19 protein-coding genes and 2 tRNA genes are annotated in these 20,506 nt (G+C 59.0%); 13 read left to right on the top strand and 8 right to left on the bottom strand.

Annotation, left to right across the window (positions count from 1 at the left end; all coding sequences use genetic code 11):
- The first annotated feature begins 195 nt into the window (after nucleotides 1-195).
- From AQUI_RS0122375 to AQUI_RS0122410, 8 genes are all read left to right on the top strand, one after another.
- Nucleotides 196-1,779, top strand: a complete 1,584-nt coding sequence (locus AQUI_RS0122375; protein WP_027259516.1) for an ABC transporter substrate-binding protein — start codon at nucleotides 196-198, stop codon at nucleotides 1,777-1,779.
- The gene (locus AQUI_RS0122380) at nucleotides 1,780-2,736 is read left to right on the top strand and encodes an ABC transporter permease (RefSeq protein WP_027259517.1); all 957 of its coding nucleotides are present in this window, start codon (nucleotides 1,780-1,782) and stop codon (nucleotides 2,734-2,736) included.
- Nucleotides 2,733-3,548, top strand: a complete 816-nt coding sequence (locus AQUI_RS0122385) for an ABC transporter permease (protein ID WP_027259518.1) — start codon at nucleotides 2,733-2,735, stop codon at nucleotides 3,546-3,548. Before AQUI_RS0122380 ends, AQUI_RS0122385 begins: the two co-directional genes overlap by 4 nt.
- A complete protein-coding gene (locus tag AQUI_RS0122390) occupies nucleotides 3,545-5,182 on the top strand; it encodes an ABC transporter ATP-binding protein (protein ID WP_027259519.1) in 1,638 nt (545 codons plus the stop codon). The genes AQUI_RS0122385 and AQUI_RS0122390 overlap by 4 nt, the downstream gene beginning before the upstream one ends.
- Nucleotides 5,183-5,405: 223 nt before the next feature.
- Nucleotides 5,406-6,047 (top strand): DUF1326 domain-containing protein, encoded by a 642-nt coding sequence (locus AQUI_RS0122395; RefSeq protein WP_027259520.1) that lies wholly within the window; start codon nucleotides 5,406-5,408, stop codon nucleotides 6,045-6,047.
- Nucleotides 6,048-6,054: 7 nt separating this feature from the next.
- Entirely contained in the window at nucleotides 6,055-6,879 is an 825-nt protein-coding gene (locus AQUI_RS0122400) for a DUF2182 domain-containing protein (RefSeq protein ID WP_027259521.1), read from the top strand.
- Nucleotides 6,880-7,026: 147 nt separating this feature from the next.
- On the top strand, nucleotides 7,027-7,863 hold the full coding sequence (locus AQUI_RS0122405; RefSeq protein WP_027259522.1) for an alkaline phosphatase family protein: 837 nt from the start codon (nucleotides 7,027-7,029) through the stop codon (nucleotides 7,861-7,863).
- A 68-nt stretch (nucleotides 7,864-7,931) separates the two neighbouring features.
- The gene (locus AQUI_RS0122410) at nucleotides 7,932-8,489 is read left to right on the top strand and encodes a DUF4453 domain-containing protein (protein WP_027259523.1); all 558 of its coding nucleotides are present in this window, start codon (nucleotides 7,932-7,934) and stop codon (nucleotides 8,487-8,489) included.
- A 5-nt stretch (nucleotides 8,490-8,494) separates the two neighbouring features.
- On the opposite strand, the gene AQUI_RS0122415 is transcribed toward AQUI_RS0122410, so the two are convergent.
- The 4 genes from AQUI_RS0122415 to AQUI_RS0122430 all read right to left on the bottom strand — a co-directional run bounded on the left by AQUI_RS0122415 (nucleotide 8,495) and on the right by AQUI_RS0122430 (nucleotide 13,680).
- The gene (locus tag AQUI_RS0122415) at nucleotides 8,495-9,421 is read right to left on the bottom strand and encodes an alpha/beta hydrolase (RefSeq protein WP_027259524.1); all 927 of its coding nucleotides are present in this window, start codon (nucleotides 9,419-9,421) and stop codon (nucleotides 8,495-8,497) included.
- Nucleotides 9,422-9,537: 116 nt separating this feature from the next.
- The gene (locus AQUI_RS0122420; protein WP_027259525.1) at nucleotides 9,538-11,430 is read right to left on the bottom strand and encodes an acyl-CoA synthetase; all 1,893 of its coding nucleotides are present in this window, start codon (nucleotides 11,428-11,430) and stop codon (nucleotides 9,538-9,540) included.
- Between the two features lie 209 nt (nucleotides 11,431-11,639).
- A complete protein-coding gene (locus tag AQUI_RS0122425; RefSeq protein ID WP_027259526.1) occupies nucleotides 11,640-13,439 on the bottom strand; it encodes an ABC transporter transmembrane domain-containing protein in 1,800 nt (599 codons plus the stop codon).
- A gap of 167 nt (nucleotides 13,440-13,606) precedes the next feature.
- A tRNA-Gly gene (locus AQUI_RS0122430) sits at nucleotides 13,607-13,680 on the bottom strand.
- A gap of 173 nt (nucleotides 13,681-13,853) precedes the next feature.
- Between AQUI_RS0122430 and AQUI_RS0122435 the strand changes: the two genes are divergently transcribed.
- Together AQUI_RS0122435 and AQUI_RS0122440 are read left to right on the top strand one after the other, a co-directional pair.
- Entirely contained in the window at nucleotides 13,854-14,567 is a 714-nt protein-coding gene (locus AQUI_RS0122435; protein ID WP_027259527.1) for a CbiX/SirB N-terminal domain-containing protein, read from the top strand.
- Nucleotides 14,568-14,672: 105 nt separating this feature from the next.
- Nucleotides 14,673-14,746 (top strand) — tRNA-Cys (locus tag AQUI_RS0122440).
- A gap of 68 nt (nucleotides 14,747-14,814) precedes the next feature.
- Here the strand turns inward: AQUI_RS0122440 and AQUI_RS0122445 are convergent.
- From AQUI_RS0122445 to AQUI_RS32560, 3 genes are read right to left on the bottom strand one after another with little or no spacing between them, the layout of a single operon-like run.
- Nucleotides 14,815-15,846, bottom strand: coding sequence for a site-specific integrase (locus AQUI_RS0122445; RefSeq protein WP_027259528.1), 1,032 nt, complete (start codon nucleotides 15,844-15,846; stop codon nucleotides 14,815-14,817).
- Nucleotides 15,843-16,034 carry a hypothetical protein gene (locus tag AQUI_RS0122450; RefSeq protein ID WP_027259529.1) on the bottom strand — a complete coding sequence of 64 codons (192 nt, stop codon included), beginning with the start codon at nucleotides 16,032-16,034 and terminating at the stop codon, nucleotides 15,843-15,845. Before AQUI_RS0122450 ends, AQUI_RS0122445 begins: the two co-directional genes overlap by 4 nt.
- A 23-nt stretch (nucleotides 16,035-16,057) precedes the next feature.
- The gene (locus AQUI_RS32560; protein ID WP_082995993.1) at nucleotides 16,058-16,252 is read right to left on the bottom strand and encodes an Arc family DNA-binding protein; all 195 of its coding nucleotides are present in this window, start codon (nucleotides 16,250-16,252) and stop codon (nucleotides 16,058-16,060) included.
- Between the two features lie 84 nt (nucleotides 16,253-16,336).
- Here AQUI_RS32560 and AQUI_RS28615 point away from each other — a divergent pair, with 84 nt between their 5' ends.
- Together AQUI_RS28615 and AQUI_RS28620 are read left to right on the top strand one after the other, a co-directional pair.
- Nucleotides 16,337-16,675, top strand: coding sequence for an Arc family DNA-binding protein (locus AQUI_RS28615; RefSeq protein ID WP_035920161.1), 339 nt, complete (start codon nucleotides 16,337-16,339; stop codon nucleotides 16,673-16,675).
- A 21-nt stretch (nucleotides 16,676-16,696) separates the two neighbouring features.
- A complete protein-coding gene (locus AQUI_RS28620) occupies nucleotides 16,697-19,405 on the top strand; it encodes a UvrD-helicase domain-containing protein (RefSeq protein WP_051371961.1) in 2,709 nt (902 codons plus the stop codon).
- Here AQUI_RS28620 and AQUI_RS0122465 read toward each other — a convergent pair.
- On the bottom strand, nucleotides 19,402-20,043 hold the full coding sequence (locus AQUI_RS0122465) for a hypothetical protein (RefSeq protein ID WP_027259530.1): 642 nt from the start codon (nucleotides 20,041-20,043) through the stop codon (nucleotides 19,402-19,404). The two genes, AQUI_RS28620 and AQUI_RS0122465, sit on opposite strands and share 4 nt — an antisense overlap.
- A 158-nt stretch (nucleotides 20,044-20,201) precedes the next feature.
- On the opposite strand from AQUI_RS0122465, the gene AQUI_RS0122470 reads away from it, so the two are divergent.
- Nucleotides 20,202-20,414, top strand: a complete 213-nt coding sequence (locus tag AQUI_RS0122470; protein WP_035920163.1) for a helix-turn-helix domain-containing protein — start codon at nucleotides 20,202-20,204, stop codon at nucleotides 20,412-20,414.
- The last annotated feature ends 92 nt before the right edge of the window (nucleotides 20,415-20,506 follow it).

Consider the following 20,506-nt stretch of genomic DNA (forward strand, 5'->3'; position numbering starts at 1 on the left):
ACAAGCGGCATTACCTCTAAAAACGGCACCTTACTTGAAAAAGGCGACGCCCCCTGCAATAGCCTCACAGGTCCTCGTTTCCCCCTGCCAAGGGTTTCGCGAATAACGCTTGCGAGGTGGCAGCAAATGCGCAAATCTTGAACCACCAATCAAAAAACGGGTGCTTGCAGCACCGCAATCAATCGGGAGAAATCAATGAACAATCATATGAAGCATCTGGCCAGTCAGGCTGTGGCAGGCAAACTGTCGCGCCGTGACTTCCTGGGCAAAGCCGCCGCACTGGGCTTTACCGCCGTCTCCGCCAACCTGCTGCTGTCCAGCGCCGCCAAGGCGGCCGGCCCGCAAAAAGGCGGCACTATCCGCCTGGGCCTGCAGGGCGGTTCCACCACCGACAGCCTGGATCCGGCACTGGTCACCAACACCGTTGGCCTGATGGTCACCCGCCTGTGGGGTGAGACATTAGTCGAACTGGCCGACGATGGCGGCATCGAAGGCAAGCTTGCCGAAAGCTATGAGGCCTCGGCGGACGCCCGTACCTGGACCTTCAAGCTGCGCCAGGGCGTGACCTACTCGAACGGTCAGAACGTCACCACTGAAGACGTGGTCAAGACCATGGAACGCCACAGCGGCGAGGACACCAAGTCCGGAGCTCTGGGGATCATGCGCGGCATCAAGGACGTGCGTGCAGATGGCGACAGCGTTGTCTTCGAGCTCGACAGCCCGAACGCCGACCTGCCCTATCTGCTGGCAGACTATCACCTGATCATCCAGCCGGGTGGTGGCAATGACGATCCCGCGGCGGCCATCGGCACCGGCCCTTACATCATGAAGTCCTCCGACATGGGCGTGCGCTTCGTGGCCGAGAAGAACCCGAACTACTGGGGCGATCTGGGCAATGCGGATACCGTTGAAATCATTGTCATCAACGATGACACCGCCCGTGTCGCTGCCCTGCAGTCCGGCCAGGTGGACGTGATCGACCGGGTGCCCCCGCGCACCGCGAAACTGGTCGACCGCGCGCCGAACATTACGGTGCACTCGACCTCTGCTGCCGGCCACTATGTGTTCATCATGCACTGCAACACGGCACCGTTCGACAACAACGACCTGCGCATGGCGCTGAAGTACGGCATCAACCGCCAGGAAATGGTGGACAAGATCCTGAACGGCTATGGCACCGTGGGCAACGATACGCCGATCAACGCCTCCTATCCGATGTACACTGAGCTGGAGCAGCGCCAGTTCGACCCGGACAAGGCAATGTTCCATCTGAAGAAGTCCGGCCATGACGGCGGCATCCTGCTGCGCACCTCGGACAACTCCTTCCCGGGCGCGCCAGATGCGTCTGCCCTGTTCCAGCAGTCGCTTAACAGCGCCGGCATCAAGCTGGACGTCAAGCGCGAGCCGAACGACGGCTACTGGTCGGAAGTCTGGAACAACAAGCCCTTCTGCACCAGCTACTGGGGTGGCCGTCCGACCCAGGACCAGATGTTCACGACCGCCTATCTGTCTACCGCGGACTGGAACGACACCCGCTTCAACAACGAGCAGTTCGACCAGATTCTGGTTGCTGCACGCGGCGAACTGGACGTCGCCAAGCGGACCCAGATGTATGCCGACATGTCGACGATCCTGCGCGACGAAGGCGGCCTGATCTGCCCGATGTTCAACGACTTTGTCGAGGCAACCACCGACAATGTGGACGGCTGGGTCGAAGGCATCCCGGGCCAGGTCCTGATGAATGGCTATGCCGCCAGCAAGCTGTGGGTTAAAGCCTAAATGTCGCCTATTTTCAAACTCTTGGCTCAGCGCATCGCGCTGAGCCTTCTCCTTCTTCTGCTCATTTCAGTGGTGATCTTCGCGGGTACGATGGTGCTGCCCGGCGATGTCGCCCAGTCGATTCTGGGCCAATCGGCAACCCCGGAAGCGCTTGCCAACCTGAGGGCTGAGCTTGGCGTCAACGATCCGCCCGTGCAGCGTTATTTCGCCTGGCTGTTCGGTGCCATTCAGGGCGACCTAGGCACCGCGCTCACCAGCGGCCAGGATATTTCCGAAGCCCTCGCCAGCCGCTTCTGGAACACCCTGTTCCTCGCCTTCTGGGCTGCCGTGGTGGCGGTGCCGCTGGCCATCTTCCTGGGCCTGCTCGCCGTCCGCTTCAAGGACCGCTGGCCCGACAAGCTGATCTCTGGCGTCACCCTCGCCTCGATCTCCATTCCCGAATTTCTGATCGGCTACGTGCTGATGTATCTCATCGCGGTGCAGCTGCGCTGGTTCCCGTCGGTGGCGATGATCAACGACAACATGAGCCTGTTCGAAAAACTCAACGCCATCGCCCTGCCCATCGCCGTGCTGACCCTGGTGGTTCTGGCGCATATGATGCGCATGACCCGTGCGGCGATCCTGAACGTGATGCAGTCGGCCTATATTGAGACCGCCGAGCTGAAGGGCCTCAATGCCTTTCAGGTGATCTACCGCCATGCCTTCCCCAACGCGATTGCCCCTATCGTCAACGTGGTGATGCTGAATCTCGCCTATCTGGTGGTCGGCGTCGTGGTGATCGAGGTGGTGTTTGTCTACCCCGGCATGGGCCAGTATCTGGTGGACCATGTGTCCAAGCGGGACGTGCCTGTGGTGCAGGCCTGCGGCCTGATCTTTGCCGCTGTCTATATCGGCCTCAACATGATTGCCGATATCGTCGCAATTCTGAGCAACCCGCGCCTGAGGCATCCGAAATGAAGAATATCCCCATTTCCGCACTCATCGGGCTGTTCTTCACGGCCCTGTACTTTCTCGGCGCGATCTTTGCGCCGCTGCTGGCCCCTTACGGGGTGGGCGAAGTGGTCGGTGACGTCTGGGAGCCTGCCAGCGCCGACTTTCTGCTGGGCACCGACAACATCGGCCGCGATCTGCTGACCCGGATGATCTACGGCGGCCAGACCACGATCTTCATTGCCACCGCAGCAACCATGCTGTCTTTCACCACCGGCTCCATTCTGGGCTTTATCGCCGCCGAGGCCGGCGGCTGGCTGGATCAGGCGATGTCGCGGTTTGTCGACCTGCTCATGTCGATCCCGACGCTGATCTTTGCGCTCGTGGTGCTGTCGGTCATGCCGGTGACCATTCCCACCCTGATCGTGGTGATGGGCCTGCTGGACTCGACCCGGGTTTACCGGCTGGCGCGCGCGGTTGCGGTCGACATCGAGGTGATGGACTACGTCGAGGCCGCGCGTCTACGAGGCGAGAAGACCTCCTGGATCATCTTCCGCGAAATCCTGCCCAACGCGCTGTCACCGCTGGTGGCCGAAATGGGCCTGCGGTTCATCTTTGCGGTGCTGTTCGTCTCCACCCTGTCCTTCCTGGGTCTCGGCGTTCAGCCGCCCGCGGCTGACTGGGGCGGCATCGTGAAAGAAAACAAGGACGGCATTGTCTACGGCATTCCTGCGGCCCTGATCCCGGCCTTTGCCATCGCCACCCTGGCAATCTCGGTCAACCTGGTGGCTGACTGGGTGCTGAACCGGACAACCTCGCTGAAAGGAGGCCGCGGATGAGCGATACTCTGTTGAAAGTCCGCGACCTGAAAATCGGCGCGACCATCTACCCGCCCGGGGAACGTCCCCGCGACATCGAAATCGTGCACGGGGTCAGCTTTGACCTCGCGCCCGGCAAGGTGCTGGGTCTGATCGGCGAATCCGGGGCGGGTAAATCCACCATCGGTCTGGCGTCCATGGCCTATGGCCGCGGCGGCGTGCAGATCACCGGCGGCGAAGTCTGGGTCAACGGGCGCGACATCCTGAAGACTGGCCAACGCGATGTGCGCTCCCTGCGCGGCGGCGAAGTGACCTATGTTTCGCAATCGGCGGCGGCCTCCTTCAACCCGGCCAAGAAGATCATGGATCAGGTGGTCGAGGCGGCGGTGGAGCAAAAGAAGTTCTCCCGCAAGGATGCCGAAGCTCGGGCACGGGTGTTGTTTGCCAAACTGGGCCTGCCGGACCCGGACAACATCGGCGAACGCTACCCGCATCAGGTGTCGGGCGGCCAGCTGCAGCGCTGCATGACCGCGCTGGCGCTGTGTCCGGAGCCGGATCTGGTGGTGTTCGACGAACCGACCACAGCACTGGACGTGACCACCCAGATCGACGTTCTGATGGCGATCAAGGAAGCGATCCGTGACACTGGTGTTGCCGCGCTCTACATCACCCACGATCTAGCGGTTGTGGCCCAGGTGAGCGACGACATCATGGTGCTGAAGATGGGCAATACCGTTGAATACGGCAGCGTCGACCAGATCATCAACAACCCGCAGGAGGAGTACACCCAGGCGCTGGTCTCGGTCCGCTCCATCGAGCATGAAGAAAAAGCCCCGACGCCGGACCCTGTGCTGAGCGTGCGCAATATCACTGCACGTTACAAAGGCACCCAGTTCGACGTGCTGCACAATGTCAATGTTGATCTCTATCCCGGCCAGACGCTGGCTGTGGTGGGTGAATCCGGCTCTGGCAAATCCACCCTCGCCCGCGTCATCACCGGGCTTCTGCCCCCGCGCGAAGGCGAGATCGAATTTGCCGGCCGCACGTTGTCAGGCGACCTCAAGGGGCGCAGCCGCGAGGATCTGCGCGAGCTGCAGATGATCTACCAGATGGCAGATGTCGCGATGAACCCGCGCCAGACCGTCGGAACCATCATCGGCCGCCCGCTGGAATTCTACTTTGGCATGCGCGGCGCCGAGAAGAAGAAGCGGATCATCGAGCTGCTGGACGAGATCGAGCTGGGCGAGAAGTTCATGGACCGCTATCCGGCAGAGCTGTCGGGCGGCCAGAAGCAGCGTGTCTGCATCGCCCGCTCGCTGGCGGCCAAGCCCAAGATGATCATCTGCGACGAGGTCACCTCGGCGCTGGACCCGCTGGTGGCAGACGGCATCCTGAAGCTGCTCTTGGACCTGCAGAAGATCGAGGACGTGGCCTATCTGTTCATCACCCACGACCTGGCGACGGTGCGCGCCATCTCGGACAACATCGCGGTGATGTACCAGGGCAAGGTGCAGCGTTACGGCGGCAAGTCCAAGGTGCTGAGCCCGCCGTTTGACGATTACACCGACCTGCTGCTGAGCTCTGTCCCCGAGATGAAGCTGGGCTGGCTGGAAGAGGTGATTGCCAACCGCAAGATGGAAAGCGCCGGAAACTGATCCGGCAGCCTTTTGCGATGCAATACGCCCCTGCCCGGTTCCGGGCGGGGGCATTTTCTTTTCTGCTTCATACGGTTTTGTGATATTTTATCGGGACGGGGAAATGCGGCGGGTTCAGCCGCCAATAAGTGTTTTGTTTCTGAGTGCAGCTGTTTTGCTTTGCAGGCCAACCTGAAGTCATCAGGCAGTTTTGTTTTGACTGCATCAGGCTGGAGGGACTGCTATGACAGATTGGGCCATTCACGGACAGGAAATCGGCAATTGCAATTGCAATCCGGGATGCCCGTGCCAGTTCTCGCAACTGCCCACGGACGGCACCTGCGAGGCCATGCTGACCTACCGCATCGACACGGGGCATTACGGCAATGTCCAGCTCGACGGGCTGTATGCGGCAGTGATCTACAAATGGCCAGGTGCCGTGCACGAAGGCAACGGCCAGATGCAGATGATCATCGACGAACGCGCCACTGCAGATCAGCGGGCCGCGCTGGAGGCGATCATGACAGGTGAAGACACCGATGAATTCGCCACCATGTTCTATGTGTTCAGCCTGATGAGCCCTACCAAGCATGAAACGCTAAGTGCCGCGATCTCATTGGATTACGATAGCGAAACCGGCATCGGATCGGCCAAGGCCGGCGATTACGCGGAAACCAACGTGCAGCCGATCCCCAACATCGTCTCGGGGGATCCGCATTTCATCAGCATCGCGCTGCCGAAAGGGTTCGAATTCGCCGAGGCAGCCATGGCCAGCGGCGCGACCGTGACACGCAATGCAGCGATCAGCCTGGACAAGAACAGCGGAACCCATGCCCATATCGCCGATCTGCATCTGACCGGCAGAGGCGTTGAGCGCGCGGCCTGACACCGCCATGGCACCGATGCAGCACACAAAGGGGGTGGCGGAACGGCTGGCCCGCCGCGACCAGGCGGTGGTGCTGGGTGCCGTGGCCCTGATTGTGCTGCTGAGCGTGGTCTACACTGTCTTCGGCATCGGCATGGACATGACCGCGGTAGAGATGACGCGGATGGCCCGTCCGATCGGCAAGCCAATGCAGATGGGCGCGGGCAGTGCCTGGACACCAGCCTATACCGCGCTGATCTTCCTGATGTGGTGGATCATGATGGTCGCCATGATGACCCCCAGTGCGGCACCTGTGCTGTTGCTCTACACGGCCATCAAAAAGGCCGGCTCCCGGCCGCACCAGGCGCCGCTGCTGAGTTTGGCATTCCTCAGCGGTTATCTGCTAGCTTGGGCCGTTTTTTCAATTATCGCCACCGGCCTGCAATGGTGGCTGGAATCGTGGGGCCTTTCTGATGGTCCCATGATGTCGCTCAGCAGCCGCGCGCTTGGCGGTGCGTTGTTGCTGGCGGCGGGCGCCTATCAGTTTACCCCCTACAAGCACGCCTGCCTACTTCATTGCCGTATGCCGGTACAATTTCTGACCGCGCATAACCGCACAGGTTTGGATGGTGCTGTACTGATGGGCGCCCATCACGGCGTTTTTTGCCTGGGTTGCTGCTGGGCTTTGATGCTGCTGCTGTTTGCCGGCGGCATCATGAACCTCTACTGGATTGCCGGGCTTGCGCTATATGTGCTGGCGGAAAAACATGTCCGTAACCCGCGCCTGTTTGCCTCTACCACTGGCGGGCTTCTGCTGCTTGCCGGTTTCTATGTCCTTGCTACAGCATTCTAAGCCCCGCCCGGCGCCTCGCCGGTAAAGCAAGGGAACATCCCGCCGGAATGCCGGTTTCTGACCATCTTTTCGTTTTTTGAATGGCAATTCAAGAAACCTTCACGATGATACGGCACCGAGGTCTGCGCGAAAAAAGGGATTCGGCGAATGGACAACAAACTCCTGCTCATCATTCTGGACGGCGTGCCCTGGCGCAATTTCCGCCGCCTGTTCGGGAATCTGGAAGGCTGGGTCGAGAGCGGCGATGCCCGCGTCTGGAAGCTGCGCGCTGTGCTGCCGTCAATTTCGGCCAGCTGCTATGCCTCGATCCATACCGGTGTGGCACCCGCGATCCATGGCTGCACCGGCAATGCCAATGTGTTCCGGCTGAAGGAAAAGGACGTGTTCAGCCAGGTGCGCGAAGCAGGCCGTGTGACCGGTGCCGTGGCGCACAGCTACTGGTCTTCCTTCTTCAACCGCCATCCCTTCGACTACGTCCGCGACATCGAATATGACGAGCCGGAAAGCAAGACCATCAACCATGGCCGTTTTCATTCCATGACCGGCTACGGCAAGGACAACCAGATGACCCCGTCGGATGTCGATCTGTTCGGCACGCTGACCAACCTCTGCCTGCGCTTTGGCCTCGACTACGGCATGCTGCACACCTGCACGCTGGACAGCATGGGCCACCGCTATTTCCACGACTGCCAGGAGATGGACCACGCCTGTTTCGTGATGGACGAGATGCTGGCCCCCTTCATCACCCGCTGGCGTGACCTGGGGTACGAGGTGATCGTCACCGCCGACCACGGCCAGGACGAACGCGGCCATCATGGCGGCCGCGGGCCGCTGCAGCAGGAAACCGCGCTCTATTACTTCGGCGAGGCAGACGGCCCCGACCATGGCGAGGTGATCGACCAGCGCCAGCTGGCTCCCACCATCCTCAGGCGGCTTGGCGCCCCCCTTGCTGACACCATGAAGGCGGAACCATTCCTGAGATAACGCGAATTCGGCGGTTGTGTGCTAGAATAGCCCTCAGCCGCCGTTTTCATTCGTCAGGAACGATTGCCATGAAATCTTTTGCTGCCGCGCTGTGCCTGCTGGCGTCCCCGGTACTGGCCAGCGATGCCTGCCACGACCTTTGGTTCACCAGGAACGCTGTTATCGACCGGGCCGGGTATTGTTTCGGCTCGCCGCTGGGCCGGGCGGTGTTCAACAACGGCGATTGCATAGGAAAATCCGTATCCCTGCCGCCGCATTCCGAACGGATGGTGGCACTGGTCAAGGAAATGGAGGCACGGTTTGGCTGCCGGGTGAACAACAATCAGACCTATCTGGATCTGGACGATCTGTTCCTCAGATACCAGCTGTGGGACTTGCCTGTGCGGGATGAATTCGAAAGCGCCTGCCTGGGCTGGCTGGGTCCGGTGACCGGCCTGCGGGCTGGACACCGCCCGGATGCACCGCTGGTCGGTCAGATCGTTGCCGGGGATTATGTCAGCTATTCGCACATCCCGGTTGGCAGCTGGACCTATGTCACAACCTCCGGCCCGGATTGGCAAGCTATCAGCGGTGGCTGGCTGAATACATCGCTGGTTCAGGAGCAATGCCGCGAGGTTGCCGGCTAGGGCAGCTAGTCATCGTAGCCCCAGATCCCCTGCCCCAGCGCCTCAACCGCAACTGAGATCCGCTCAAAACTGTCGCGCGCCCGGCCCACAGTGTGGCGCGCGCGCAGGTATCCGTGAATCAGGCCCGGCTCGTTGATCCAATGCGCCTTGCCGCCTGCTTTCTGAATGCGGTCGCGGTAATCGCGGGAGTCGTCGCGCACCGGGTCGCAATCAGCCGTCACCAGCACAGTCGGCGGCAGGCCGGCAAAATCGCTGTCGGCAAGCGGCGTTAAAAGCGGATCATCCTTTGGCGCCTCGCCTTCGGTGCGGATATCCAGGTAAAACAGCACATCCTCGCGGGTCAGCATCGGTGCCTGGGCGTGTTCGATATAGGACCCCTGGTTCACATCGCCGCCAAAGGCGCCATAGATCAGCACCTGCCCCAGGATCGCCTCCGTCCGGTTCCGGGCATGGTGGGCAACCGCAGCGCAAAGATTCGCACCGGCGCTGTCGCCCGTCAGGATAATGCCCTTGCCGTAAGCGGCCTCCACCCATTCCAAAGCGGTCCAGGCATCCTCGAAACTGGCCGGGTGCTTGTGTTCAGGTGCCAGGCGGTAATCCACGGCCACCACCCGGTAACCGGTCTGGGCGCAGATCTCGGCGCAGACATCGTCGTGGCTGTCCAAGCCGCCAACCACAAACCCGCCGCCATGGCAGAACAGCACCGTGCGGGTCGGATCGCCTGCGGTATAGACCCGGACCGGCACACCATTGGCCGAGGTGTCCGTGACCGAGACCACATCCGGACGCGGCACCCGGAACTCGCGTGCCATGCAATCGTAGATCCGGCGCTGCTCCTCAATGGACATCTCAACGGCATCATCGGGATAAAGCTCCCCGGTCTTCTGAATGAAGTCCCAGGTCTCCTCGTCGATCAGCCGTTCATAATCCATCCGCGAGCCTCCCTGCGTGCCTGTTTTCAGAGCCTAGGCAGAGATTCCCGCAAATGGAATGCCTGAATGAAAAAGCGCCCCTGAGGGCGCCCTTTATCTCACGTTTGCCGGCCGGTTCAGGCCGCCGCCGGCTCCCAGGGCCGGGTGAAATTATCCAGAACACCGGAGATTTCAGGCTCCGCACTGCCATTGGCCGCCACCTGAGCCACCAGACCGCGCTTCTTGTCATCAATCACGCTGACAACCCGCGCGGCCAGTCCGGCCTTTTCCAGCGAACCGTTGTAAACACGGGTGATCGCATGTTTGCGCAGATCCGGCTTGAACACTTTGCCCACGGCGGTTTTCGGCAGCTCATCCAGCACCGTCAGATGCTTGGGGATCGCCGCGCGTTCATGCACATGGATCTTGCAGTATTCCAGAAGTTCCTCCTCGCTGACCGAGGCGCCGCCCACCAGTTCAACAAAGGCGCATGGCAGCTCGCCCGAATGGGCATCCGGCTGGCCGATTGCACCGGCAAATGCCACCGCTTCATGCCCCAACAGAGCTTCTTCGATCTCCGCCGGGTCGATGTTGTGGCCGCCGCGGATGATCAGATCCTTGGCGCGCCCGGTGATCCACAGGTAGCCATCTTCGTCGATCCGCCCCAGGTCGCCGGTGCGCAAGTATTTGTTCTGATAATAGAGGTCTGCGTTTTTGTCAGCTTCGGTATAGGTGTTGCCAGGGTAAACGCCGGGGTTGGAAATGCAGATTTCCCCCACCTCATCGGCACCGCATTCCAGCGGGCCATCCGCGGTCTGCTTGATGATCCGCACGTCCGTATAGGGGAGCGGGATCCCAACCGAGCCAACCTTCTTTTCACCGCCCGGAGGGTTGCAGGAAACCAGGCAGGTCGCCTCGGTCAAGCCATAACCCTCGACAATGGTCACACCCGAAGCCGCCTCAAACCGCTTGAACAGCTCCATCGGCATGGGGGCCGAGCCGGAAAACGCAGTCTTCACCGAGGAAATGTCAGCGTCCACTTCCCGCTGCATCAGCGCTGAAACCGCCGTGGGAACGGTGATGATAAAGGTAATCTTCCATCGTTCGATCAGCTTCCAGAAGTTGTCGAACACCCCCTCGCCCCGGTAGCCCTGCGGCGTCGGGAACACCACATGCGCGCCAGAGGACACCGCCGCCATCATGATCACATGCACCGCAAAGACATGGAACAACGGCAGCGGGCACATGATATTGTCTTCTTCGGTGAACAGCAGTGTGTCCCCCAGCCAGCCATTATAGATCAGCCCCGAATATTTATGCTGCGCCACCTTAGGCATACCGGTAGTGCCGCCGGTGTGGAAATAGCAGGCAACCCGGTCGCCGTCGCAGTCTGGGAAATTCAGTGTGGCGGGCTGTTTCGCCATCTCCTTGGAGAAATTCAGGTAATCCGCATGGGCCGCCTTGGCCTGATTATCCAATTTGGGCCGGACCAACGGCACGATCCAGGACTTGGGCGGTGTCAGATAGCGGTTCAGATCCACTTCCAGCACCGTGTTGACACCCGGTGCGTGGCGCACCGCCTCGGCCACCTTCTGGGCCACATCCGTCTTGGGAAACGGTCGCAGGGTCACCACCACCTTGGCCTTGGTCTCGCGCAGGATCGAGGCGATCTGTTCTGGCTCCAGCAACGGGTTAATCGGGTTCACAATCCCCGCCACAGCACCGCCCAGCATGGTGACCAGCGTCTCGTGGCAGTTTGGCAGCACATAGGCGACCACATCCTGCTCTCCGATCCCCAGAGCGCGGAACATATTTGCCGCCTGGCTCACCTGATCCTTCAGCGTGCTCCAGGTCAGGGTTTCCGCCTTGTCCTGGGGGCCGGAAAAAATCTGATAGCTGACCGCCTTGCTGTTCGGGTACTTGCCCGCCGTGCGTGACAGCAGCCCGTACAGCGTGGCCGGCAGATCCCGCACCTCCCACGGCATTTCATTCTGCAGCGCGTCGCGGTCTGCGACTCCGGAAAATCCCATAAATCTCCTCCCCGTTCCCCCAATGCATGGGGTGTTCTGTTTGCGCCCCAGACTATTGCAAACGCGCAATTGCGCAAGCGCCGGTGCAGGGTCACGCCAAGGCAGTTTGCGGCATGACGTGGCGCCAGTTTCCAAGCCTTTGCAGTTTCCAGAACGAAAAACACCCCGGAACCGGTCCGGGGTGCTGTGTGTCCGGCTGGATTTGGCGCTTACTCCGCCGCCAGCCCTTCGGTGAACTGCAGCTTGGCCAGACGCGCGTACAGTCCGCCTTGCGCCACCAGTTCATCATGGGTGCCGGTGGCCACGATCCGGCCCTGATCCATTACAACAATCCGGTCGGCCTTTTTCACCGTCGCCAAGCGATGCGCCACAATCAGCGTGGTGCGGCCCTGGCTCAGCTCGTCCACCGCGGCCTGCACCAGACGCTCGCTTTCGGCATCCAGTGCCGAGGTCGCCTCGTCCAGCAACAGCACCGGCGCGTCGCGCAGAATGGCACGGGCGATGGCAATCCGCTGTTTCTGACCGCCCGACAGCATCACTCCGCGCTCGCCGACAAAGCTGTCATAGCCTTCCGGCAGTTTTGAGATGAAGTCATGCGCGGCGGCAGCCTGGGCCGCCGCCTCGACCTCGGCATCCGTGGCCTCTGGCCGGCCGAACCGGATGTTTTCGCGCGCTGAAGCTGCAAAAATCACCGGATCCTGCGGCACTAGCGCGATGTGGCGGCGGAACTCATCCCGCTGCAGCGCCGTCAGCGCTGCGCCGTCCAGCTTCACCGCGCCTTGGTTTGGATCATAGAACCGCTGCAGCAGCTGAATGATGGTGGTCTTGCCCGCCCCGGAAGGTCCGACAAAAGCAACAGTCTCGCCCGGCTTTACTGCCAGGGACACCGCGTCCAGCGCCGAGACATCGGGGCGCGACGGATAGCGGAACGACACGTTGTCGAACGTGATCTCGCCTTTCACTGGCGCTGGCAGCACCTGTGCGGCAACCGGATCCAGCACGGTATCCTTCGCATTCAGAAGCTCCACCAGACGCTCGGTTGCGCCGGCAGCGCGCTGCAGTTCGCTCCAGATTTCCGAAAGCGCCGCAACCGAGCCCGCCACCAGCACAGCATAGATCACAAACTGGATCAGCGTGCCTTCGGACATGACACCTGCGCGCACATCATTGGCGCCCATCCACAGCACACCGACAATGCCGGAGAACACCAGGAAAATCACGATCACCGTCAGATAGGCGCGGGTCTGGATCCGGCGGCAGGAAACGGAATATGCAGTTTCGGTCATCTCGCCGAATTTCAGGCGGCTGGCGGCCTCATGGGTAAAGGCCTGCACAGTCTGCACCGCCCCCAGCGCCTCGCCCGCATTGCCCGAGGAGGCGGCGATCCAGTCCTGGTTTTCCTTACTGATCGCCCGCAAGCGGCGGCCCAGAACCAGGATCGGGACAATGACAGCCGGCACGATCAGCAGCACCATCATCGTCAGCTTGGCCGAAGTCAGCAGCATCAGCACCATGCCGCCGAGGAAAATCAGCAAGTTGCGCAGCGCGATCGAAACAGAGGATCCCAGCACCGACTGGATCAGCGTGGTGTCTGTGGTGATCCGGCTCAGCACCTCGCCGGTCATGACCCGTTCGTAAAACTCAGGGCTCATCCCGATCACCCGGTCGAACACTGCCTTGCGGATATCGGCCACCACCCGCTCGCCCAGCCGGGTCACCAGCGCATAACGCACGCCGGTGCCAGCCGCCAGCAGTGCGGCAATCCCCAGCGCCGCACCGAAATAGAGGTTCAGCAATTCAGAATCCGAGATCCGGAAATTGTCCACCACCCGGCGCACCGCCAAAGGCAGCGTCAGCGACAGCCCGGCCGTCATCACCAGCGCGCAGGTCGCGGCAAGCATCAGCAGCCGGTATGGCCGCATGAACGGCCACAACGCCGACAGCACGCCAATTTTCCGGGAGCCTTCGCGCTCCTGTTCCGCATTCGGGGCCGCTTGTCTCCGCGCCATTCCGGATCCTTCTGCACTATGGGCTGGCGGGTATGAAACCCCGCGCATTCGCCAAGGTTCATGGCCCTGCAGGCCCCGCGCGTCAAGCGTTGAGCCGTTGGAAAAGGCACATGATCGCACGAACATCCCGCGTCACGGGGTAGCAGAATGGCTATCCAGGATAGATCTGGAGCGGGTAGCGGGAATCGAACCCGCACCTTAAGCTTGGAAGGCTCTTATGATACCATTTCACCATACCCGCTCAGAGTGTTTGCTGATTTAGGTGAAGCACAGGGGAAGGTCAACCACCTTGGTTTCGTTTCTCAACAGACCGCAGAAAAAACCTCTCCATGCCTTGCGGAATGCCCGGCAAGGCCCCCAAATATAGTAACAATCCTGCCAACGTCAGCAACTTCAACGATCCGGACCTCCACCTTGACGAAGACCACACGCACCGCCGTCATAACGGCCCATGGCCAGCCTTCCGACCCAGCTCCGGCAGAAGCAGCCCTGGCCGGTCTTGCGGCAGAGGTTGCGGCGCTTCTGCCGGATTGGGATGTGCGCTCTGCCACCCTCGCTACGCCTGGACGGCTGGAGCAGGAAATCTCCGAAGGCGCGGTGATCTACCCGTTTTTTATGTCGCAGGGATGGTTCACGGCCAAGGTTCTGCCCGACCGCCTGCAGGGCCGCAGCTACCGCATGGCCCCGCCTTTTGGTCTGGATGCTGCCCTTCCCGCCCTTGCGGCACAGGCCATCCGACAGACCGCAGAAAAGCTAAGCTGGCCGCTAACGGAAACGCATCTTCTGCTTGCCGCGCACGGCTCTGCCCGCGGCCCCAAGGCGGCAGAGGCCGCAGAGCATTTTGCAGCCCACCTGCGTCCTTTACTGCCCGGCTGCGCACTCTCGCCGGGCTATGTGGAACAGCCCCCCCGGGTTGATGCAGCCGCAACACCCTTGCCCGCCCGTTCCATTTGCCTGCCATTCTTTGCCCAAGCCGGTGACCATGTGAAACAAGACATCCCCCAAGCGCTTGAGACTGCCGGTTTCCAAGGAATTTTACTGCCCGTCACGGGTGCGCTGCCCGGTATTCCCGCCTTGATCGCCGAAGCCATCCGCGTGGCAGCACTTGACCAAAGCGCAGGAGGGTGAGATTCCAGCCTTCCGGAAAGAAAAGCAAAATTTGGCCCTGACAGCGGCAAAACGCCTCTTGCACCGGCCGCGGGCATATGATTAATCACTTTCTACACCACGGATGGCGAGTTGGCGGAGTGGTGACGCAGCGGATTGCAAATCCGTGTACACCGGTTCGATTCCGGTACTCGCCTCCAATAAAATCAATGACTTGCGTCATCCTTACTCTCCTTCACTGCCATTTTTGAAACAACCTTTGAAACTTTCACGTTTCGGTCTTGCTTCGTTCCATTTGATTTCTTGCCTCTTGCGCCCGCTTCGCGAGTTCCCTTTGCCGGATAGGCCCACCATACTTTTTCAGCATCTCGACGCCTGAATGGCCGGTAACAGCCTTGACCATCTCGTCATCACATCCAGCGAGATACAGCTCGATCGTCGCATTTTTCCTGAGCCCGTGCGTTTTGTAGTAGCTCGCCTTCTCGTGCTTCATCTTCTTCTTGATGGTGCGCATTTCCTCCGCAACGATACGGTAGCTCACTGGTCGACCCTTGGCGTCGGTCACAACGGTGCCGTCCGTTCGTGCGAGCCCGTCGAGATGGGCTTTCAAGCGGTCGGTGAGCGGGATCCACAGCGGCTTGTCGGTTTTTCCCTGCGTGAAATCGAAACCTTCATCGGAGAAGTGCTCCCATTTCATCTTCACGACATCGCCAATGCGCTGGCCTGTTCCAACGCAAAGCTCATAGACCAGCCGTGCCCGCTTTGAAGCCAGCGCTTCAAACTCTGCGCGAACATCGTCCGGCCAGGGCTCCCAGCCGTCGCTCTGCTGCTTGAAGAGCGGAATGCCCTTCGCCGGATTGCCGTGCTCTTTCTTGATGAAGCCGATCAACCGGGCGTGATTCATCAGGACGACCATGACTTGGACGAGATAATTGGCTTGCCGCCAATGATCCGCATTGGCCCTGTGCAATTCATAAATGTGATGGGTTTCGATCCTAGCCGGGTCTTTGTCGGCCCAGATCTCGCGAATGTGGCTGATATACCGCCGATAGTCGGATCTCGTCCGGGGCTTCAGCTTCTTGTAGGCGTCGCTTTCGTAGTAGCTGAGAATCAACGCCTCAAAATTGCGTTTCACCGGCGCAGGCGCTGGTTTTCCCTTCAGCAGGCGATTGTAGTGATCCCAAAATTCCGGGGTGCCCGCTTCCTCGTGCATCATGACCGAGATACCGCGCGAACGCCGGATGAACCGGAGATACCCCCGGTCATTGTAGACGTATTTGGGCAAGCTTTTACGAGTCATTCGCCCATTCTCAGGTCACTGTTGAGAAAGTCGTCTGCCGCCTCTGGCGCGACCATGTTGGCATCGACGATGACACTGCCATCAGGCTTGATCTCAAATTTTGCCCGCTGCCAACCTGCCTCCCGCGCCTCGCGGATGAAGGCGGAGGCTGCCTGTCTCGCCTTTGTCTGTACACTTGCTTTGGTCATATGATCGACACCTCTCTTAATCGTTAACAACGCGCACTATCACCCTGATCCATATTGATATTTCCAACTGATCCGAGTGTGGACCTCCTGTCTTTCGCCGCGCGAATGGCGCGGATCACTTCTGAATTTTGGGAGTTTCCATTGCGATCTGACTCCGCCTTGATCCACTCTTTGAGCTCTTGCGGAAGCCGAAGTTGCATTGGTTTACGACTTTTCATGAAACGCCTCCAGGTTGAAACCACAACCTGTTAGTGGCACTTAGCCACTATTGCGTCAATTGCTTTTTATGGCACAGTGCCGTCATGCCAGAACAAAGCTCTCAAAATCAGGATAAATTCATTGTACGGCTGCCCGACGGTCTTCGCGATCGGATACGCCTCGCGGCTGAGGCCAACCACCGCAGTATGAATGCTGAGGTCGTTGCCCTCCTCGAAGAAAACTATCCGGCTCCTGTGCCGGAAAACGTCACCGATCCTGCTGCAAGGCTTCTTTATTGGCTTGCCAAAAGAATACGACGCAGAACGCCCAAACCTGGTTCAGCGAGGGAGCGCCAGGCGGCGCTCTACGAAACAATCGCCAACGAGATAGTAACGCGGATGGTCGCTATAGAGCGCGGCGATGCGAAGAACGAGCGCGGCTAAGCACGCAGGAAAGAGCTCGAATTGATTGAGTGGATTATTGGAACGGCCGTACTCGGCGGCTTGTTATTTGGTGGCAAAGGGCAGTCGAAAGACCCCGGCCCCAAATTGGCACGCACTAGCTTAAAGCTAGTGGAGCCAACGCTTTCAATAGCCAAAGACTCTGAATACTCCGCTTGGCGAGCAAAGTGGGAAGGCGCAGTTGACCCAGATAGATGGATCCCCAAAGGTGCAGCCGAGAACATTGTCCTACGCTTTCCACCATTTAAGAACGGGAGCGAAGAAGCTGAACCCACTTCGCAGCATCCACATTTTCAGAAGGCTCTTGCAAGGGAGTTCGATGCGGCCAACGCCGTTTTTGGCAAAAAACAGAAAGAGCGATTGAGCGAATTTTTTTCGTCAGTCGAGCGAAATCCTCTCACCGATGAGCAAATGGACTGCTGCATCTGCATGGACAACGCGCTCCAAATCGTTGCCGCTGCAGGATCAGGGAAAACATCAACGATCGTTGCACGTGTTGGGTATGCGCTAAAGGAAGGCCTGGTCCCCCCTGAGGAGATTTTGATTCTTGCGTTCAACCGATCCGTAAAGGACGAACTGGAAGCTCGCATCAAAGAGCGCCTTAGTGATTTTCCCAATGTTCAACGCATTAATGTAAAAACATTCAATGCTTTCGGCCTTGAGGTAATCGGAAAGAGCACCGGGCGAAAGCCAAGGTTGGCTGACTGGGTTGGGCCAGGCAAAGACGTTCAAGCCATCTCAGACATCGTGGAAGATATTCGCCAACGCGATCCCCGCTTCCGGCTTGACTGGGACCTGTTCAGAACGGTCTACGGTCGCGGCATCGATGAGTGGGACAACCTCAAACAACCGCAAAGCGATGTGATAGGTAAAGGCAGCATTCCAACCGCAGACGGGAAACTGGTTAAGAGCCAAGAAGAGCGCATGATCTGCGATTTTCTCTTCTACCACGGCGTGCCGTATGAGTATGAACGAGCATACGAACACGACACTGCCACAGAAGAGCACTCCCAATACCATCCTGACTTCTATTACCCCCGCTTGCACCTCTACCACGAGCATTTTGCGCTAGACGCGGATGGCAAGGCACCGGCCCATTTTTCCGGCGACTATGTTTCGGGTGTCCTCTGGAAAAGGGAGCTACACGACGAAAAAGGAACCCAGCTATTCGAAACCACCTCGCATGGCTTGCGACACGGTAACGACCTAGATCGGCTGAAATCCGAACTAGAGAAACACGGCGAGGTTCTAGAGTTCGACGAAAACCGCAAATCCACCGGCCAAGAGCCAATTCCAACCAAGCAACTAGCCTCGACGATCCGTGCTTTCCAGCAGCATGTCAAAAGCAATGGACTGAGCCCGAGGGACTTGCACCAGAAGATTGCTGATCATGAGCGTGGCCACCGCGACCGGCTAACGCGCTTCGTTAAACTCTACGAAAGAGTCGCCGAGGAATGGCAGCAGCGTCTTGCTGTCGAAAACTGCATCGATTTCGATGACATGTTGCTCGATGCGATCAAGCACCTGAAAGAGGGAACATATCAAAGCCCCTTCAACATGGTTCTTGCGGACGAGTTTCAGGATGTTTCTCAGGCGAAGTTGCGTTTACTCAAAGCCCTCATAGGAAGCGCAGGGACTTCCGCAAGCTTGTGCGTTGTTGGCGACGACTGGCAAGGGATCAATCGTTTCGCTGGTGCCGATATTTCTGTCATGACCGGTTTCGACCGAACATTCCCGAACGCCACACAGCTCACACTAAGCAAAACGTTCCGATGCCCTCAGGTTTTGTGCGAAGCATCGAGCGACTTCATCCAGAAGAACCCGATCCAAATAAAAAAGTCCGTTGAAACCACCAACACTTATGAAAGAGCCGGACTTCACACATTTGCAGCTGAGACGATGAGTGGTGCTCTTGAGCGCATCGAGAAAGATCTTAGGCAGCTGCATTGTGCCGCCAAAAATGGCCAGCTTGACGTTCCCAACGGCAACAAAATCACCATCATGCTCTTGGGCCGTTATCACAAGGATAAGCCCGCCAGCTTCAACAGTTGGAAGCGCGCCTATGGCGATCAACTTGAGCTCAGTTATTCTACTGCCCATGCCGCAAAAGGCCTCGAGGCTGACTATGTGATGCTTCTCAATGTCGCCGAAGGCTTGATGGGCTTTCCAAGCCAAATCGTTGACGACCCTGCATTGCAGCTCGCGATGCCAGAGCCCGATGACTTCCCACTGGCTGAGGAGCGCCGCCTTTTCTATGTTGCCCTGACACGCGCACGCCGACAAACGCGTATCTATACATTGCAGGACAAGCCTTCGCGTTTTGTTGTCGAGCTCGCCAAAGACGGCCACACCGAGATCAAAAGCGAAAAGGCTACGTTGAAGGTCTGCCCAAAATGCGGGGCTGGCACACTCAGCCAAAAGAACGGGCGATTTGGACCGTTTGAAGCGTGCAGCGCGCATCCAGAATGTGATTATACCAAGCGACTACTTTCGGTTGGTAGAGGCAGCGCTTCTGCGGTGAAATCCATTCGACTAAATGACCCCATAGCTGAAGGGGCGAAATGCCCAACATGCAGTCAAGGCACCATGGTTCTCCGAATGGGGCCAGACGACAAACCGTTCCTTGGGTGCTCTTCCTTCCCTCGTTGTCGAACAACAGCACAAGTCACCAAACGGCAAAACGGGAACGGAAAAAGGGGTACTAGGCATTAGTAGGCCACCCACTCATATCCGTGGTTGCCTTCGTGATCTTCCCATTCGACGCCGACGCCACGCCGCCAATTTGATGACGAACAGCGCCGTGACGGCAGAACCCATTGCGGGGCAGCAGCTGGTGTCGTGCGCTGCCAACCGAATTCGCCCTGCGTGCCATAGGTCCCGAGGCGCATATTGTAGCTCTCAGAACAATCATCGTCGCGACCACGTTCGCGATGGCTGTAGTGCCGAACATCCCAGACACGGATCGAGCGCACGAAATCGAATTCCAAGCTACTGATGTCGATATCGGCACCGCCTTCGACCACCTGTGCCAGAATGACTTCGCCAAGTGTCTGGCCGATTTGGTTGCTGGCCTCCCAGATTTTAGGGGCTCTGCTTTGCAGGGGCGCACGTTCAGAAACACCCATCGGGCAACGCCAGATTTGCAACGGCGGCTCAATCGGCCAGGGCGTGATCCGACGGATAAACACGGCGCGGGCATGGGCACATTCTGCGGACGCGGGCCACCCACCAGCCAAGCAAAGCAGAATGGCGCAGTCAACCTGATAGGCCTTTGCCGCTTGTGGAGCCACGGTTGAAAGCAGAGCCAAAGCAACTCCGGCAGTCCAATTCCTGATAAGTTTGTACCGCATATCAATCAATGCCTTTTGATTACATTATTGCATTATTGATACACTACCTCCAATCCCGACCTTCACACCATATGCGAGCATTGCGTTTGTGATGTTCGCGTGCGTTTTGTGGAATATATTCCGTAGAGCGGTTCCTATGATCTGGCCGAATACAGGCCATGAAATTGAGGGAACAAGTAGGGCTAAACATCCGGAATCTAAGAAATTCCAAAGGTATGAGCCAAGAACAACTAGCTTTGGCTGCGGACGTGGACCGCAGCTACATCAGCGAGATCGAACTCGCCAAGAATTCAGCATCAATCGATATTCTGGAGCAGATTGCGCTTGCCCTCGATGTTGCCCCAAAGGAATTGTTTAACGAGAGGGGCTAGTTTTGCCCGAACTTGAGAGTGTTCGCACGACGGCCGAAGCCATCGGCCGTATTTCATGCATCAAAACAGGTGAAGAAATCGGCCTATTGTAC

Origin of the sequence: Leisingera aquimarina DSM 24565 (assembly GCF_000473165.1) — a bacterium.
GTDB classification, from domain to species: Bacteria; Pseudomonadota; Alphaproteobacteria; order Rhodobacterales; family Rhodobacteraceae; genus Leisingera; species Leisingera aquimarina.

Excerpts from the sequence above, each read along its gene's own strand:
- AQUI_RS0122450 (WP_027259529.1), bottom strand. The coding sequence starts at position 16,034 with ATGACCAAAGCAAGTGTACAGACAAAGGCGAGACAGGCAGCCTCCGCC.
- AQUI_RS0122375 (WP_027259516.1), top strand. The coding sequence starts at position 196 with ATGAACAATCATATGAAGCATCTGGCCAGTCAGGCTGTGGCAGGCAAA.
- AQUI_RS0122405 (WP_027259522.1), top strand. The coding sequence starts at position 7,027 with ATGGACAACAAACTCCTGCTCATCATTCTGGACGGCGTGCCCTGGCGC.
- AQUI_RS0122420 (WP_027259525.1), bottom strand. The coding sequence starts at position 11,430 with ATGGGATTTTCCGGAGTCGCAGACCGCGACGCGCTGCAGAATGAAATG.
- AQUI_RS0122385 (WP_027259518.1), top strand. The coding sequence starts at position 2,733 with ATGAAGAATATCCCCATTTCCGCACTCATCGGGCTGTTCTTCACGGCC.
- AQUI_RS0122395 (WP_027259520.1), top strand. The coding sequence starts at position 5,406 with ATGACAGATTGGGCCATTCACGGACAGGAAATCGGCAATTGCAATTGC.
- AQUI_RS28615 (WP_035920161.1), top strand. The coding sequence starts at position 16,337 with ATGCCAGAACAAAGCTCTCAAAATCAGGATAAATTCATTGTACGGCTG.
- AQUI_RS0122380 (WP_027259517.1), top strand. The coding sequence starts at position 1,780 with ATGTCGCCTATTTTCAAACTCTTGGCTCAGCGCATCGCGCTGAGCCTT.
- AQUI_RS0122400 (WP_027259521.1), top strand. The coding sequence starts at position 6,055 with ATGGCACCGATGCAGCACACAAAGGGGGTGGCGGAACGGCTGGCCCGC.
- AQUI_RS0122445 (WP_027259528.1), bottom strand. The coding sequence starts at position 15,846 with ATGACTCGTAAAAGCTTGCCCAAATACGTCTACAATGACCGGGGGTAT.
- AQUI_RS0122410 (WP_027259523.1), top strand. The coding sequence starts at position 7,932 with ATGAAATCTTTTGCTGCCGCGCTGTGCCTGCTGGCGTCCCCGGTACTG.
- AQUI_RS0122465 (WP_027259530.1), bottom strand. The coding sequence starts at position 20,043 with ATGCGGTACAAACTTATCAGGAATTGGACTGCCGGAGTTGCTTTGGCT.
- AQUI_RS0122425 (WP_027259526.1), bottom strand. The coding sequence starts at position 13,439 with ATGGCGCGGAGACAAGCGGCCCCGAATGCGGAACAGGAGCGCGAAGGC.
- AQUI_RS0122390 (WP_027259519.1), top strand. The coding sequence starts at position 3,545 with ATGAGCGATACTCTGTTGAAAGTCCGCGACCTGAAAATCGGCGCGACC.
- AQUI_RS32560 (WP_082995993.1), bottom strand. The coding sequence starts at position 16,252 with ATGAAAAGTCGTAAACCAATGCAACTTCGGCTTCCGCAAGAGCTCAAA.
- AQUI_RS0122470 (WP_035920163.1), top strand. The coding sequence starts at position 20,202 with ATGAAATTGAGGGAACAAGTAGGGCTAAACATCCGGAATCTAAGAAAT.
- AQUI_RS0122415 (WP_027259524.1), bottom strand. The coding sequence starts at position 9,421 with ATGGATTATGAACGGCTGATCGACGAGGAGACCTGGGACTTCATTCAG.